The 15,725-nt window shown below is 72.6% G+C and carries 13 protein-coding genes; 11 read left to right on the top strand and 2 right to left on the bottom strand.

What is annotated here, in order from left to right; genetic code table 11:
* Positions 1–9 precede the first annotated feature (9 nt).
* Positions 10–1,023: a cytochrome c oxidase assembly protein gene (locus P3T34_RS27545; RefSeq protein ID WP_280668719.1), complete on the bottom strand. Its 1,014-nt coding sequence runs from the start codon at positions 1,021–1,023 to the stop codon at positions 10–12.
* A gap of 319 nt (positions 1,024–1,342) precedes the next feature.
* On the opposite strand from P3T34_RS27545, the gene P3T34_RS27540 reads away from it, so the two are divergent.
* The 7 genes from P3T34_RS27540 (at position 1,343) to P3T34_RS27510 (ending at position 11,331) form a co-directional block, all read left to right on the top strand.
* Positions 1,343–2,656, top strand: coding sequence for a hypothetical protein (locus P3T34_RS27540; protein WP_280668718.1), 1,314 nt, complete (start codon positions 1,343–1,345; stop codon positions 2,654–2,656).
* A 23-nt stretch (positions 2,657–2,679) separates the two neighbouring features.
* On the top strand, positions 2,680–3,627 hold the full coding sequence (locus P3T34_RS27535) for a glutamate ABC transporter substrate-binding protein (RefSeq protein ID WP_280668717.1): 948 nt from the start codon (positions 2,680–2,682) through the stop codon (positions 3,625–3,627).
* A gap of 60 nt (positions 3,628–3,687) precedes the next feature.
* Complete coding sequence (locus P3T34_RS27530; RefSeq protein WP_280672431.1) at positions 3,688–5,070, top strand: hypothetical protein; 1,383 nt, start codon at positions 3,688–3,690, stop codon at positions 5,068–5,070.
* Between the two features lie 258 nt (positions 5,071–5,328).
* Positions 5,329–7,608, top strand: a complete 2,280-nt coding sequence (locus P3T34_RS27525) for a serine/threonine-protein kinase (RefSeq protein WP_280668716.1) — start codon at positions 5,329–5,331, stop codon at positions 7,606–7,608.
* A gap of 4 nt (positions 7,609–7,612) precedes the next feature.
* Positions 7,613–8,890 (top strand): protein phosphatase 2C domain-containing protein, encoded by a 1,278-nt coding sequence (locus tag P3T34_RS27520; protein ID WP_280668715.1) that lies wholly within the window; start codon positions 7,613–7,615, stop codon positions 8,888–8,890.
* A 52-nt stretch (positions 8,891–8,942) separates the two neighbouring features.
* Entirely contained in the window at positions 8,943–10,292 is a 1,350-nt protein-coding gene (locus P3T34_RS27515) for a VWA domain-containing protein (protein WP_280668714.1), read from the top strand.
* A 121-nt stretch (positions 10,293–10,413) separates the two neighbouring features.
* The gene (locus P3T34_RS27510; protein ID WP_348534700.1) at positions 10,414–11,331 is read left to right on the top strand and encodes an FHA domain-containing protein; all 918 of its coding nucleotides are present in this window, start codon (positions 10,414–10,416) and stop codon (positions 11,329–11,331) included.
* 20 nt (positions 11,332–11,351) lie between these two features.
* Here P3T34_RS27510 and P3T34_RS27505 read toward each other — a convergent pair whose 3' ends face one another.
* A complete protein-coding gene (locus P3T34_RS27505; RefSeq protein WP_280668712.1) occupies positions 11,352–12,206 on the bottom strand; it encodes a YhjD/YihY/BrkB family envelope integrity protein in 855 nt (284 codons plus the stop codon).
* A 203-nt stretch (positions 12,207–12,409) separates the two neighbouring features.
* Between P3T34_RS27505 and P3T34_RS27500 the strand changes: the two genes are divergently transcribed.
* From P3T34_RS27500 to P3T34_RS27485, 4 genes are all read left to right on the top strand, one after another.
* Positions 12,410–13,207, top strand: coding sequence for a hypothetical protein (locus P3T34_RS27500; protein WP_280668711.1), 798 nt, complete (start codon positions 12,410–12,412; stop codon positions 13,205–13,207).
* Positions 13,208–13,295: 88 nt separating this feature from the next.
* Positions 13,296–14,147, top strand: a complete 852-nt coding sequence (locus tag P3T34_RS27495) for an ABC transporter ATP-binding protein (protein WP_280668710.1) — start codon at positions 13,296–13,298, stop codon at positions 14,145–14,147.
* Positions 14,144–15,238, top strand: coding sequence for an ABC transporter permease (locus P3T34_RS27490; protein ID WP_280668709.1), 1,095 nt, complete (start codon positions 14,144–14,146; stop codon positions 15,236–15,238). The genes P3T34_RS27495 and P3T34_RS27490 overlap by 4 nt, the downstream gene beginning before the upstream one ends.
* Before the next feature lie 78 nt (positions 15,239–15,316).
* The gene (locus P3T34_RS27485) at positions 15,317–15,721 is read left to right on the top strand and encodes a globin (protein ID WP_280668708.1); all 405 of its coding nucleotides are present in this window, start codon (positions 15,317–15,319) and stop codon (positions 15,719–15,721) included.
* Positions 15,722–15,725: the final 4 nt, after the last annotated feature.

The following is a 15,725-nucleotide window of genomic DNA, read 5'->3' as shown; positions in this document are numbered from 1 at the left end:
GTAGAGCGGTCAGCTCTCGGCGCCGTAGCGGTGGCGCAGGTTGGGGTCGTCCAGCCACCACGGCCGCATGCCCTGCTCGTCCTCCGGCGCCGCGCCGCCGACCGCTGCGGCCTCGGCGGCGGCCTCGAAGCGGGCGTCGAGTTCGGCGTCCACCGCGGCGGTCTCCTCCTTGCCCTGCGCGATCATGCGCCGGACCAGCGCCCAGATGAACGGCAGCCCGACCAGGTCGCCGAGCACCCAGAGCGCGTTGCCGCCCCAGGTCTGGTCCTGGGCGATGCTCGGGCCCCAGGGGCGGGCCAGCTCGGCGTAGTAGTGTCCGCCGACCAGGTGGCCGCCGTAGATCAGCACGATGCCCAGGCCGGCGTCGAAGATCACCTCGGCGAAGGTGATGAAGAGGCCCAGCAGGTGCGGGTACTCGTGGCCGACCGGGTCGATCTGCAGGCGCGGCCAGAAGTACGCCAGCCCGAGCGCGACCAGCGACAGGTGCAGGCCGATGTTCCACAGGCCGCTGGTGAGGGTCTTCTCGTACCAGGGGGTGAAGTAGAGCAGCCACGGCGGTGCCATCAGCAGCGCGGTCGAGACGGCGGGGAACATCAGCAGCTTGGACGGGCCGCTGCGCAGCGCCCGCAGGATGCGCTCGCGGCGGGCCGGCGGCGCGGTCTGCACCAGCAGGGAGACGGGTGCGCCGAGCGCGAGCAGCAGCGGGACGACCATCAGCAGCAGCACGACCTGCACGGCGCGGTCGGTGAACAGGATCCGCTCGTACACGCCGAGCCCGGAGCAGGTGACCCAGATCCAGAGCAGCAGCCCGCCGAGGAAGGCAGCGGTACGGGTGGGCAGCCAGCGCTCGCCGGCCCGGGCCAGCGTCCGGACGCCGAGCAGGTAGCCGCCGCCGAGCAGCACGGCGAGGGCGAGCACGACCGGTTCGGCCGTCCAGGAGGTGGCCAGGTCGGCCCACTGCCAGGGCGGCGGCCCGTGGTAGCCGGTGGCCAGGGCTTCGGCGGCCAGGACTGAGGTCTGCATTGTTCGCGCTCCATGCTCCGCCCGGGCGCGGCGGTCTCCCGGGCACAAGCCATGATGGCCGATCCGGGGACGATCACGGTGAGCGGGGCACCCGCGCGGCGGGCCAGGACCGGCACGGCATAGGGTGCCCCTCGCGCGAGCGAGGGAAGCGCCGGACGCGTCGAAGCTCAAGTCCGGCACAAGTGACGTGTGACCGTCGGATCCGATGGCCATACTGCTGGCAGTGGGCCGGTACCCGATCGTCGGGCGGCCCAGGGGGAGGGTGGGGCTGGTGGCAACACCACAGTTGACGGAGGCGCGACCTCCGGCGCGGACAGCAGTGACGGCCGCCGTGGCCCGGCGCGGCGGACAACTGACCGATCGGCTGCGCCAGGCGTCCGCGACCGCCCCGGGGCGGCTGCGGCTCAGCGCGGTGGCGCTGGTCGTCCTGGTGCTGGCCTTCGGTGCGCTGACGGGCTGGCAGGTGACCTCCCGTACGCAGGCGGCGGACCGGGTGGTGTCCAGCAGCCAGCCGCTCAGCGAGAACGCCGCCGAGATCTACCGCTCGCTGGCCGATGCGGACACCACCGCGGCAGCCGGCTTCCTGCTGGCGGGCAATGAGCCGCCCACGGTGCGCCAGCGCTACCAGGCGGACCTGGCCACCGCCTCCCAGCTGCTCACCCAGGCCGCCACGCACAGCGCCGGGTCCGCCGCCGCGGTGTCCTGGATCAGCCAGCTCAACCAGCAACTCCCGGTCTACTCGGGGCTGGTGGAGACGGCCCGGGCCATCGACCGGCAGGGCCTGCCGCTCGGCGCGGCCTATCTGCGGTACGCCTCCGGCCAGATGCAGAACCAGCTGCTGCCCACCGCGCAGAAACTCTCCGACTACGAGCGGGGCCGGGTCGACCAGGACTACGCCGACGCGCAGGCGACGCCGTGGGCGGTCTACGTCCTCGGCCTGCTGGTGGCGGTGGCGCTGGTCTGGTTCCAGCTCGTCCTGTTCCGGCGCACCAACCGGGTGTTCAACCTCGGCGTGCTGAGCGCCACCGCTGCCGTGCTGGCGACGCTGGTGTGGCTGACGGCCGGGGTGGCGGCGGCCGACGCCGGGCTCTCGCGCAGCCGCAGCACCGGCGCCGGCCCGTTGCAGGCGCTGAACAGCGCGCGGATCGACGCGCTGCAGGCCCGCACCGCGGAGAATCTCAACCTGGTCGCGCGCGGCTCGACCACCACCTACGCCGACCAGTGGACCAAGTCCACCGACCTGCTGGCCACCACGACCTCCGGCGGCCAGTTGGGCAGCGCGCAGCAGCTGGCCCCCGCGGGCGCCGGCCAGGACGTCGCCGACGCCCGCAGCGAGTTCTTCACCTGGAAGCAGCGCCACGACGCGGCCTCGGCGAAGAACGACGGCGGCGACTACCAGGCCGCCCTGGACGCCACCGTGGGCTCCGGCGCGGACGGTGCGCAGCAGGCGTACCAGGCGCTGGACGCCAAGTTGGCGCAGGCGGCGGACGTCGAGAAGGCCGACTTCCTGAGCGCGGCGAAGGACGGGCGCGACGCGACCGGCACGGTCGTCTTCGCCGCGGGCGTGCTGGCGCTGCTGGCGGCGGCCGGGGTGCTGCTCGGGATCGGCCGCCGCCTGGCGGAGTACCGGTGAGGCCGATGAGGGGAGTTGGAGCAGTGCGAAGCAAGAGCTGGCTGGTCCTGGTGGCGGCCCTGGTGGTGCCGTTCAGCCTGGGCGTGAACGCCGACGCGGCCCCGCGCGAAGCCGCGGCGCCGCTGCTCGCGCCCGCGCTCGCCCCGGCGGCGACGGCGGCGACGGCGGCGACGGCGAGTTGCGACCCGACCAAGAGCGTGCGGCCGAGCCTGGACGAGAGCGGCCCGGCGGTCAGCGCCATCAAGCGGCGCGGCGTGCTGATCGCGGGCGTCGACCAGAACAGCTACCGCTGGGGCTTCCGCGACCCGCAGACCGGTGAGTTGCAGGGCTTCGACATCGACCTGGTGCACGCCGTGGCCAAGGCGATCCTGGGCGATCCCAACAAGGTCGAGTTCAAGACCGTGCCGACGGATCAGCGTATTAATGCCATTAAGAGCGGCGAGGTCGATCTGATCGCGCGTACGATGTCGATCACTTGTGATCGCCTCAATGACGTCGCCTTCTCGTCGGCGTACTTCGAGGCGGGGCAGCAGGTGGTGGTTCCGCGGTCGGCCAAGGCGACCACCATCGACCAGGCGTTGAAGGGGAAGACCGTCTGCGTGGCGGACTCCTCCACCGCCCAGACCGAACTGAAGAGCAATCAGCACGGCGCCGCGACCGTCAAGGTGGTGGGCAACCAGCTGGACTGCCTGGTGCTGATGCAGCTGGGTCAGGTGGACGCGACCATGACCGACAACGCGCTCGCCGTCGGCCAGGCGGCGCAGGACCCGACCGTCCAGGTGATCGGCCCCTCGCTGACCGCGGAGCCGTACGGCATCGCCATGGCGAAGGGCGCCACCGACCTGGTGGCCCGGGTCAACCAGGTGCTGGAGGACTACCGCGGCAACGGGTGGCAGGCCAGCTACGACAAGTGGCTCGGCCCGTACCTCGGGCCGTCCAACGGTCCGCCGCCGGCCGACTACCTGCCGTAGGACACACCACGTTATGAGCAAAGGAAGGGCGTCGCGTTGACAGGATCCGCAGGCCCGGTGATGAGCCGGGAGGAGGTGGACCGCGAGCTGGCCAGGCTGAGCGCCGAGCGCGAGGCCGTCGAGGCCGCACTGCTCGCCCTCCAGGACCACCCCGGCCGGCGGCTGCTGGAGGGCGCGGCCCTGTCCGGACGCACCGAGGAGGGCTGGGCCGTCGCCGCGCAGGGCCTGACGCTGCTCTGGACGCTCTTCGACCGCTATGTCGAAGCACTCGCCTCGGCGCGCGCCGTCCGTTCCCGCCGGGTGCGCCCCAGCGCGCCCGAGCTGGCCGAGCTCAGCGAGCTGCTGCGCGGCCGGGCGGTCACCGTCTCGGGCGGCCAGCTGCCCGACCCGGTCCGCCAACTGGCAGGCCCCACACGGTTGGTGGAGCAGGTCAGCCTGGCCGAGCTGATGGACCGGATGAACACCTGGTACGCGACCGTACTGGACCTGGTGAGCGCCGCCGACGCGGTCTGGTCGGCGCTGCCCGCCAGGATCGATCTGCTGCTCGCCGAGCTGCGCCGGGTCCGCACGCTGGCCGGATCGGTCGGCGTGCAGAGCGGCTCGCACCCGCTGGCCGACGATCTCGACGCGCTGGAGCGCGAGCTGGCGGCGCTTCGCACCGAGGTGCTGACCGACCCGCTGGCCCTGTGGCGGCCCACCCGGGTGCCCGCGCAGCGCGGCAGCGGCCCGAGCGGCGCGCAGGCCGGCGGCGGCCAGGGCGTGGTGGACACCGAACGCTTCGACAAGGCCGGGCGCGCGCTGGACGGCGTCCGGGTCGAGCTCGAGCAGCTGATGCGGCTGCGCGACGAGGCCGACGAGCGGCTGCAGCAGGTCGCCGACCTGCTGCAGCGCGCCGACGCCACCCTCGTCGAGGCCCGCCGGGCGCGCGGCGAGGTGCTGGCGAAGATCGCCGCCACCGAGGTGCCGGCCGTGCCGGGCCCGCTCTCCGCGCTGCGCGAGCGGATCCACCAGGCGGCCGAGCTGCAGCTGAGCGGGCAGTGGCACCGCTTGGCGCCGCTGCTCGACACCCTGGAGGAGCAGGCCGCCAAGGAGCTCACCCGGGCCCGGCAGTCGCTGACCGAGGTGACCCAGCCGCTGGCCGTCCGGGCGGAACTGCGCGGCCGGCTGGACGCGTACAAAGCGATGGCGGCACGGCTCGGGGTGGTCGAGGACCCCGAGGTGATCGAGCGCTACGAGAAGGCCCGCTGGCTGCTGTGGAGCGCTCCGTGCGACCTGCGGGCGGCAGCGGCGGCGGTCGCCCGGTTCCAGCAGGCGCTGCGCCCCGCGAGCGGGGCGGGCGGATCGGCCGGGACCGGCGGATCACCGGGCGGCCCGGGGCCGCAGGACGGTCAGCCGGGCTATGGGCAGCAGTACTACGGACAGCAGAACGGTCAGGGGGTCTGAGAGTCATGGGCGAAGCGTGTGTGCAGCCGGGTTGCTCCGGCGGGGTCATCGACGCGGACGGATACTGCGGCGAGTGCGGGCTCACACCCGCGGTGGCGACCGGCCCGAGCAGGCCGGCGGTCGCCACCGGCGGCCCGGTGGCCGGCTCCGGCTGCGGACAGCCCGGTTGCAGCGGCAGCATCGACGCGGACGGCTACTGCGACGAGTGCGGGATCTCCCGCGAGCGCGACGACCGGCACCCCGGCCCCGTCCGCCGCCGTGTCCCTGCCCTCGGCCCGCTCCGCCGCCCCCGACTCCGCCGTCTCGGCCGCCTCGGCCGGCTCCTCGCGGACCGGCTCGGCCCGCTCGATGTCGGGCCGCTCCCGCTCGCACCGCTCCTCGCGAACCGGCACCCGTGGCTCGGTCTCGGTGAAGAGCAGCAAGGGCACCGCCGGCAGCACCACCCGCTCCCGGCTCGGCGCAGGACTGGTGACGGTCCCGCCGGTGCCCAAGCTCGACCCCGCCTCGGCCGTGCTGGCCAACCCCGAGGTGCCCGAGCGCAAGCGCTTCTGCAGCAAGTGCGAGGCGCCGGTGGGCCGGGAGAAGAACGGCGTGCCCGGCCGCCCCGACGGCTTCTGCACCAAGTGCGGCACCGCGTACTCCTTCACCCCCAAGCTGCGCCACGGCGACCTGGTCGGCGGCCAGTACGACGTGCTCGGCTGCCTGGCCTACGGCGGCCTCGGCTGGATCTACCTCGCGGTGGACCGCCGGGTCAGCGACCGCTGGGTGGTGCTGAAGGGCCTGCTGGACACCGGCGACGAGGACGCGCTGGCGGTGGCGATCGCCGAGCGCCGGTTCCTGGCCGAGGTCGACCACCCGAACATCGTGCGCATCATCAACTTCGTCGAGCACCCCGACCCGGCCAACGGCTCGGTCGACGGCTACATCGTGATGGAGTACGTCGGCGGCAAGTCCCTCAAGGACATCGCCAACGAGCGCCGCACGCCGGACGGCCGGCGCGAGCCGCTGCCCGTCGAGCAGGCCATCGCGTACGCGCTGGAGGCCCTGCCGGCGCTCGGCTACCTGCACAGCCGGGGTCTGATCTACTGCGACTTCAAGATCGACAACGTGATCCAGAGCGAGGACTCGCTCAAGGTCATCGACATGGGCGCGGTGCGCGGCTTCAACGACGACGGCCCGATCTACGGCACGGTCGGCTACCAGGCGCCGGAGATCGCGACGGACGGCCCGTCGCCGGCCTCCGACCTCTACACGGTCGCCCGCACGCTGGCCGTGCTCACCTTCGACTTCCAGGGCTACAGCACCCAGTACCGCGACGAGCTGCCCGGCCCCGAGCTGGTCCCGATCTTCGAGCAGTACGAGTCCTTCTACCGCCTGCTGGTGCGCGCCACCGACCCCGACCCGAGCGGCCGGTTCGCCTCGGCCGAGGAGATGGCCGACCAGCTGACCGGCGTGCTGCGCGAGATCCTGGCCCTCCAGGACGGCTCGCCGCGGCCCGCGCTCTCCACCCTGTTCGGCCCCGAACTGCGGGTGGTGGACACCGAGTTGCTGGCCGAGGGCAGCGGCAGCGCGCCCGGCCTTCCGAAGGTCGAGGCGCTGGACGCGGCGGGCGCCGCGCTGGCCCTGCCGGTGCCGCGGGTGGACCCGGGCGACCCCAACGCCGGGTTCCTCGCCACCCTGATGGCCACCCAGCCGAGCGAGGCGATCGCCGCCCTGCAGGGCGCGCCCACCCAGTCGGTGGAGCGCCGGCTGCGCGAGCTGCGGGCCCGGATCGAACTGGGCGACCAGACGGCGGTGCAGCGCGCGCTGGACGCGCTGGAGGCCGACGAGCCGGGCGACTGGCGGGTGATCTGGTACCGCGGTCTCGCCCTGCTGGTCGCCTCGGCCGCCACCCGGTCCCGCGAGCAGGTGGAGGCCGCCGCCGAGGCGTTCGACGCGGTCTACGACGCGTTCCCCGGCGAGGCCGCGCCCAAGCTGGCGCTGGGCGTCTGCGCCGAGCTGCTGGGCAACGGCGAGGACGCCGCCGAGTTCTACCGGCTGGTCTGGAGCACCGACCACGCCTACGTCAGCGCCGCCTTCGGCCTGGCCCGGGTCCGGCTGGCGGCCGGCGACCGGACCGGAGCCGTGCTGGCGCTGGAGTCGGTGCCGGAGACCTCCAGCCACTTCACCGCCGCCCGGATAGCGGCCGTCCGCTCCCGGCTGCGCGAGCGCTCCCCGCAGGAGCCGCTCGCCCTCGACCTCGGCGCCAGTTCGACCCAGCTGACCGCGCTGGGCCTGGACGACCGGCGTCGCGAGGAGCTCTCGGTGGAGCTGCTGGGCGCCGCGCTGGGCTGGGTGCTGGCCGGCCGGCCCTCCCAGCAGGCGGGAGCCGCCGACCCCGGCGGCCTGACGGTGCTGGGACATCCCGCCGACGAGCGGGAACTGCGGTTCGCCCTGGAACGGTCCTACCGGGTACTGGCCCGGTTGTCCGACCGGGCGGAGAGCAGGATCGCGATGGTGGAGCGGGCGAACCGGACCCGTCCACGGACTTGGGTGTGAGCTGATGCCTCAACAGACCATGTGGTGCCCGACCTGCGTGGAGCCGCTCGACCCGGACGACATGTTCTGCGGCTCCTGCGGGGCGAACCTGGCCGCGCCGGAGCCGCCGTCCGCCGCGGGCCCGTCCGCCGCGGGCCCGTCCGCCGCGCAGCCGTCCGCCGCGCAGCCGTCCGGCACGCAGCCGTCCGCCGGCGAGCCGGACTTCGAGCTGGAGCCGGCCGGCGCGGCCCGCCCCGGCTGCGTGCACTGCGGCGCGCGGCAGGTCGCCTCCGACGGCTACTGCGAGGCCTGCGGCGGCGTCCAGCCGCGCCCGCGCGACCACATGGAGCAGTCGCTGCAGGGTGTCGCGGGCGTCAGCGACCGCGGTCTGCGCCACCACCGCAACGAGGACTCCTTCATGCTCGCGGCCACCTCGCTGCCGGACGGTGCCGCCGCCGTGCTCGCGGTGGTCTGCGACGGCGTCTCCTCCGCCTCGCGCCCCGACGAGGCCTCGCAGGCCGCCGCCGAGACCGCCTCGCAGGCGCTGCTGACCTCGCTCGAGGAGGGCGTCGCGGCCGAGCCGGCGATGCGGCGGGCGATCCTGGCCGCGGCCGAGGTGGTCGCGGCGCTGGCCTCCGACGGCACCGCCCCGACCCCGCACTCCAACTCCCCCGCCTGCACCCTGGTCAGCACGGTGGCCGCGGCCGGCGTGGTGACCGTCGGCTGGGTCGGCGACAGCCGGGCGTACTGGATCCCGGACGACCGGGAGGGCGCCGAGCCCTACCGGCTGACCGAGGACGACTCCTGGGCGGCCCGGATGGTCTCGGCCGGCCTGATGGGCGAGGCCGAGGCCTACGCGGACGCCCGGGCGCACGCGATCACCGGCTGGCTCGGCGCCGACGCCGAGGAGGTCGAGCCGCACACCGTCACCTTCACGCCGCACGTCCCCGGGGTGCTGCTGGTCTGCACCGACGGCCTGTGGAACTACGCCGAGGCCGCCACCCAGCTGGCCGACCTGGTGCGCTCCGACGCCCGGACCGACCCGCTGCGGGCGGCCCGGGTGCTGGTCGACTTCGCCGTCGCGGCGGGCGGGCACGACAACATCACGGTCGCCGTGCTGCCGGTCGTGCCGCTGACCGTCGAGGGGTACACCGAGACGCTGCTCGACCTGCCGGTGCTGCGCCCGGTGCCGGCGCAGGCCGCCCCGCCCCTCCCGGACGCCCCGCCCGCGCCGCCGGCGCCCGCGGCACCCCCGATGCCGGCCGGCCCGCCGGCCGTACCGGCCACCCAGCAGTCCGACTGATCCCCGTCAGACGGCCCCACCCACCACTCGTACCCGAATCAGGAGCTCGGCCATGGCCAGTCTGACGAAGTCGAACCTGCCCAGGTTCAGCACGGACATCTTCCAGAACGAGTACCTCGCCGACGGCGCCCGCGAGGTCAACGCGATCGTCACCGTCACCGCGACCGGCGGCGGTACCACCGGCGGCCGCCCGCTCGGCGCGATGGCCGACGCGGGCGCCGCGGCGGGCACCGACTCGGCCGTCGTGATCATGGTCGACTGCTCGGGCTCGATGGACTACCCGCCCACCAAGATGCGCAACGCCCGGGACGCCACCGCCGTCGCCATCGACACCATCCGCGACGGCGTCGCCTTCGCGGTGGTGGCCGGCACCCACGAGGCCAAGGACATCTACCCCGGTGGCGGGCAGCTCGCGGTGGCCGACGCCGGCACCCGGGAGGCAGCGAAGCAGTCGCTGCGCAAGCTCAGCGCAGGCGGCGGCACCGCCATCGGCACCTGGCTGGACAAGGCCGACAAGCTCTTTCTGACCCGCCGCGAGATAGCCATCCGGCACGGCATCCTGCTCACCGACGGCCGCAACGAGCACGAGAAGCCCGAGGACCTGCAGCGCGTGCTGGACCGGGTGACCGGCCACTACACCTCCGACTGCCGCGGCGTCGGGACGGACTGGGAGCTGACCGAGCTGCGCCGGATCTCCTCCGCGCTGCTGGGCACCGTGGACATCGTCGCCGAGCCGTCCGGCCTGGCCGACGACTTCCGCGGGATGATGGAGGCGGCCATGGGCAAGCAGGTCGCCGACGTGGCGCTGCGGATCTGGACCCCGGCCAACGCCTCGGTGAAGTTCGTCAAGCAGGTCGCTCCCGACCTGGAGGACCTGACCGAGCGCCGGGTCGAGGCGGGCCCGCGGGCCGGCGACTACCCCACCGGCTCCTGGGGCGACGAGAGCCGCGACTACCACGTCTGCGTGCAGGTCCCGTCGGCCGCCGTGGGCAACGAGATGCTCGCCGCCCGGATCAGCCTGGTGCTGCCGCAGGGCGACGGCAGCACCGAGGTGCTCTCCCAAGGTCTGGTCAAGGCGGTCTGGACGGACGACCTGGCCTCCTCCACCCGGATCAGCCCGCAGGTCGCGCACTACACCGGCCAGGCCGAGCTTGCGGAGTCCATCCAGGTGGGCCTGGAGGCGCACCGCGCGGGCGATCTCGACCTGGCCACCGCCAAGTTGGGGGCGGCCGTCCGGCTCGCGCACCAGACCGGGAACGAGGGCACCTACCGCCTGCTGCAGAAGGTGGTGGATGTGGTGGACCCGAAGGAGGGTACGGTTCGGTTCCGTAAGGATGTGAGCGAGGCCGATTCGATGACCCTGGACACCCGCTCCACCAAGACCGTTCGTGTGAAGAAGTGACCTGACGTGACCTGGTACCTGTCAGGGCCGGACCTGCTGAGATGTGGGGGACTTGATGCCGATCTGCCCTAGGGGCCATGAGTCGCAGGCCGAGGACTGGTGCGACTTCTGTGGCTTTCCGATGACACCGCCGAACGCCGGCGGGCCCTTCGGTGCGCCCGCGCCGCCGTCGCACCTGCCGCCGATGCCCGGCGGGATGCCTGGCGGGGCGCACGGCGGCGGCGGGATGGGCGGCGGGATGACCGAGGGCCTGGTCACCTGCCCGATCTGCCGCACGCCGCAGACCGGGCGGTACTGCGAGGAGTGCGGGTACGACTACGAGGCGTCCCCGATGCCGCAGCAGAACGGCTACGCGCAGCAGCAGCCCCCGCAGCCACAGCCGCAGCAGGGGTACGGCTACCAGCAGCCCCCGCAGGCTCCCGGGTACGGCTACCCGCAGCAGGCGCCGCCCCAGCAGCAACCGCCTCAGCACCAGCCGCCTCAGCAGCAGCACCAGCAGAACGGCTACCCGCAGCAGCAGCCCCAGCAGCCGCCGCAGCCCGCGATGGGCGGCGGTGACCCGTACGCGACCTCGTTCCACCTGCCGCCGCCGTCCCAGCCGGTCCAGGTGGAGCAGCCCGCACCGGCCCGCTCCACCTGGATGGCCGAGGTCTGCGCCGACCGGGACTACTTCAACGACATGATGGCGCGCAGCGGTCCGGAGTCCGCCGGGCTCTTCTTCCCGCCGTACTGCCCCCCGCGGCGGATCCCGCTGACCGGCCGCGGCCAGCTGCGGATCGGCCGGCGCAGCCAGCAGAAGGGCACCCTGCCGGAGATCGACCTGTCGGTGCCGCCGGAGGACCCGGCCGTCTCGCACAACCACGCGCTGCTGGCCGAGCAGCCCGACGGCAGCTGGGTGGTGGTGGACCAGGACTCCACCAACTGCACCACGCTCAACTACGCCGCCGACCCGATCGCCCCGCACACCGCGATCCCCCTGAGCGACGGCGACAAGATCCACGTCGGCGCCTGGACCACGATCACGCTGCACCGCTCCTAGCGGCCGGCCGCAGGTCGGCTCTAGAGGGCTCCGTCCGACCGGGCGGGGCCCTCTGCCATGTGCTGGACCTCCTCGAAGCGGACCCGCCCCACCAGCGCGCCCGCGAACACCGTGAACCCCACGCCGATCAGCCAGGACTGCACCACGAGCACCGTGCCGATCGCGCCGTAGGAGGTCGCGCTGGAGACGATCAGCGGCGCGAAGACCAGCTGCGAGAACAGCCGCAGCCCCACCAGTGCGGCCACCGTCGCGCACGCCCCCGGGAAGAGCGGCCGCCAGCCGACCCGGCCGCTCAGCAGCAGCCGCTGCAGCCACCAGAAGAAGATCACTCCGACGATGGTCGTCCAGGTGAGTCCGAGCGCCGGCTGGATCGGGGAGTGCCGCCAGGGGACACCGGTCCAGGAGGCCGCCAGCAGGTACCCCGCCAGGCCCGCCAGGCCCAGCGTCTGGCGCCAGGCCGAGTGCCAGGGGGCGGCCTTCAGCTTCCAGATCCGCTCGTAGCCGGTCTGCACGGCCGCCATGAACGAGACCCCGAAGAAGGCCACTGCCGCGAGGCTGAGGGCCGTGGTCGTGCTCAGCACCCGCCGGGGCGAGCTGAACAGCTGCCGGACGGCGTCGGCCGAACTGCCCGACACTCCCAGCCCGTCCACCATCCACCCCGCGAACCCGGCCCCCCGGACCGGCGAGGCCGCCGCCAAGGTGATCAGCAGTGGCACCAGCGTCACAAACCCGAGCGCCGCGAACCCCATCGCCCGGTGCATCAGCTCCAGTTCCTTCCCGCCACTCCAGAGCCGCCGCCCCCACGCGTGCAGCCGCCCCACCCGCGACACCCCACCCGAACCCGAGCGATCCGAACCCTCCGGCGTGCCGGCCATGGCAACCCGTCACCTCCACCTGTAGCAGCCCGCTGAACCTAGCCCCACCCGCCGATGAAGGCACGCAACAGCCCCCCGCACCGCGCGTCGGCCCGGGATCAGGTGGGCAAAAGCCCCGGGCTTGAAAAGTCGGCCCACCCGACTTCCGCCGCGTCCTATGCTGTGGCGCCATGGGTAGAGATGATCATCAGTCAGCTGTGGGCGTGATCCTGACGCATCGACGGACGCGGGTCTGGGTGGCCGACGGCAAGGTGCACTGGCGGCAGGGGCGGACGACCACGGTGGTGCCCGGTGGCCGGGTGCGCCGGGTGGAGGTCTCGGGGCAGGTGCTGGCGCTGCATCTCTTCGACGAGCAGCAGCCGCTGACGGTCCGCCACCGGATACCCGAGGCCGTCAGCACTCTCGCGTCCGAGATCGAGGCGCTGATCGGCGACACCCCCGGCGATCTGCCAGCCGTCCGCAGCGAGACGCCCAGCGTCTGGCCGGTGCGCGCGGTCCGGGCGTTGGGCGCCTGGATCGCCGGGGTGGCGCGCGCGGCGCGGCGTACGACGGTGAAGCAGCGGTGCTGGCTGGGATATCTGTTCGTCGTGGTGCCGATGATGATCGGCACCGGGACACCGGACAGACCCGGGTTCCTGCTCGCGCTGCTCACGGCGGCCGGCTACGGCGTGCTGCGGCTCGCGGACAAGCTGGCCAAGCCGCGGACCCGGTGGATCCTGGCCCGCCGCGGGGTCACCGTGCAGACCAAGGCCGCCTCGGGCAAGGGCGGCGTGCTCAAGATCACGTACCACTCCCTGGACGGCGAGCGCCACACGCTGGACACTACGGGCGACGCTCGCCATTGGTCTGAGATCCGCTTCGACCCGCGCGATCCCACCCGGTTCCTCTTCCCGACCCGGGCCCTGTGGATCTTCGAGCTGCTGGGCGGCCTGCTGCTCGCCGCGCTCGGCGCATGGCTGCTGACTCCGCTGCTGTCCTGGGTCCTTGAGCTGGTCCCTTAGGAGTCAACTAAGGTCAGGTGCCATGACAGTTGCTATATCCGCGGACGGAATCCGAAAGCGGTACGGGGATGTCCAGGCTGTCGACGGAGTGTCACTCTCCGTCGAGACTGGCGAGTTCTACGGTCTGCTGGGCCCCAACGGGGCGGGCAAGACCACCACACTGGAGATCCTGGAGGGGATCCGCGAGCCCGACGAGGGCCGGGTGGAGCTGCTGGGGATGGCGCCCTGGCCGCGCAACAGCAAACTGCTGCCGCGGATCGGCGTGCAGTTCCAGGCCTCCGCCTTCTTCGACAAACTGACGGCACGCGAGACCATCCGCACCTTCGCCTCCTTCTACGGCGTCGGCCCCAAGCGGGCGGACGCGATGCTGGAGCGGGTCGGACTGACCGACTCCGCTGCCGTCCTGACCGACAAGATGTCCGGTGGCCAGGCCCAGCGGCTCTCGATCGCCTGCGCGCTGGCGCACGATCCCGAGTTGGTCTTCCTGGACGAGCCGACCACCGGTCTTGACCCGCAGGCCCGCCGCAACCTCTGGGACCTGCTGCGGGACATCAACGCCGAGGGCCGCACGGTGGTGCTGACCACCCACTACCTGGACGAGGCGGAGATCCTCTGCGACCGCGTCGCGGTGATGGACCACGGCAAGGTGCTGCGCACCGGCGCACCGGCGGCGCTGGTCCGGGAGTTGGACGACACCGTCCGGGTCAGCGTGGAGTCCGGCCAGCTCTCCGCCGACACGGCACGCGAGCTGTTCACCGCGGCGGGCGGGGAGATCGCCAACCTGGAGGACAACGGCGTCTCGCTCTCGCTCTCCACCAAGGTGCCAGGACCGATCCTGGCCGTGCTGGCCGATCGGAGCGCGCTGCGCGGCCTCGAGGTGCGCGGCGCCACGCTGGAGGACGTCTTCCTCCACCTGACCGGACGGGAGTACCGCGCATGAGCGCCACCCCTGAGAAGGAACGGGCGAGCGCCTTCCTCAACCTGTCGCGCGTGATGATCGTGTCGTTCGTCCGGGACCGGATGGCGCTCTTCTTCGTGCTGCTGATGCCGCTGATCTTCCTGGTGATGTTCGGCTTCCTCTTCAAGAGCTCCGGCACCTCGCACCTCAAGGTCGCCCAGTTCGGTCCTGTCCAGGTGCTGGACGAGCTGCAGGGCCAGCAACGGGCCGGACTCGACAGCGTGTTCACCATCACCAAGGTGACCGACGAGGCGGCCGGCCTGGAGGCGGTGAAGAAGGGCACCCTGGACGCCCTGATCGAGGACGGTCCGGACGGTCAGCCGCTGCTGCACTTCAGTGCCTCCGACCAGGTCAAGGCCGGCGCCGTGCAGAACATCATGAACTCCTTCGTGCAGTCGGCGAACCAGGACGCCACCGGCCAACCGGCCAAGTTCCGGCTGAGCACGGCCCAGGTCGAGGACAACGCGCTCAAGCCGATCCAGTTCCTCACCCCGGGCCTGCTCGGCTGGGCGATCGCCAGCGGCGCGATCTTCGGCGCCTCGCTCACCCTGGTGAACTGGCGCAAGAAGCGGGTGCTCCGCCGGCTGCGGCTGGCACCGGTGAGCGCGGCGGCAGTGGTCGGCTCGCGGGTCGCGGTCAGCCTGCTGGTCGCGCTGGCCCAGACCGCGATCTTCCTGGTGGTGGCGACCACACCGATGTTCGGTCTGAAGCTGAGCGGCAACTGGTGGCTGGTGGTCCCGCTGGTGCTCTGCGCGACCATCGCCTTCATGTCGATCGGTCTGGTCACCGGCTCCTTCGCGAAGACCGAGGAGGCGGCCAACGGGATCAATCAGCTGGTCATCCTGCCGATGTCCTTCCTCTCCGGGTCCTTCTTCCCGCTGGACAACTCGCCGGGGTGGCTGCAGGGCCTGTCGAAGATCTTCCCGCTGCACTATCTGGTCACCTCCGCGCAGTCGGTGCTGACCCGCGGCGGCGGGCTGATGGACGTGCTGCCGGCGATGGGCGGGCTGCTCGCCTTCGCCGCCGTGATGACGCTGATCGCCTCGCGCTTCTTCAGCTGGGACGACGCGTAGTCCCATCCCGAACACCAGCGGGGTCGTAGGCCGGAAGTCCCGGTGTACGGCCCCGCGGCTGTCTGCGACGATGGTCGGGTGAACGAGATCCGGCATGGCACGCTGCACGAGGAGAGCTTCTTCGATTCGGTGGGCGGCGAGCCCACCTTCCGCCGGCTGGTGCACCGTTTCTACCAGGGGGTGGCGGCGGACGAACTGCTGCGGCCGATGTATCCCGAGGCGGATCTCGGGCCGGCCGAGGAAAGGCTTGTCCTCTTCCTGATGCAGTACTGGGGCGGCCCGCGCACCTACAGCGAGGAACGCGGTCACCCGCGCCTGCGAATGCGGCATGCACCGTTCAAGGTCGACCGCGCCGCGCACGATGCCTGGCTTCGCCATATGCGGGTCGCGGTGGACGAGTTGGCGCTCGCACCGGAGGCCGAGCGGCAGTTGTGGGACTACCTCAGTTACGCCGCAGCGTCGATGGTCAACTCCGCTGAGTAAGAAA

It is taken from the genome of Kitasatospora sp. MAP12-44, assembly GCF_029892095.1.
Classification (GTDB): Bacteria; Actinomycetota; Actinomycetes; order Streptomycetales; family Streptomycetaceae; genus Kitasatospora.
This window is presented reverse-complemented; position numbering and strand designations above follow the sequence as displayed.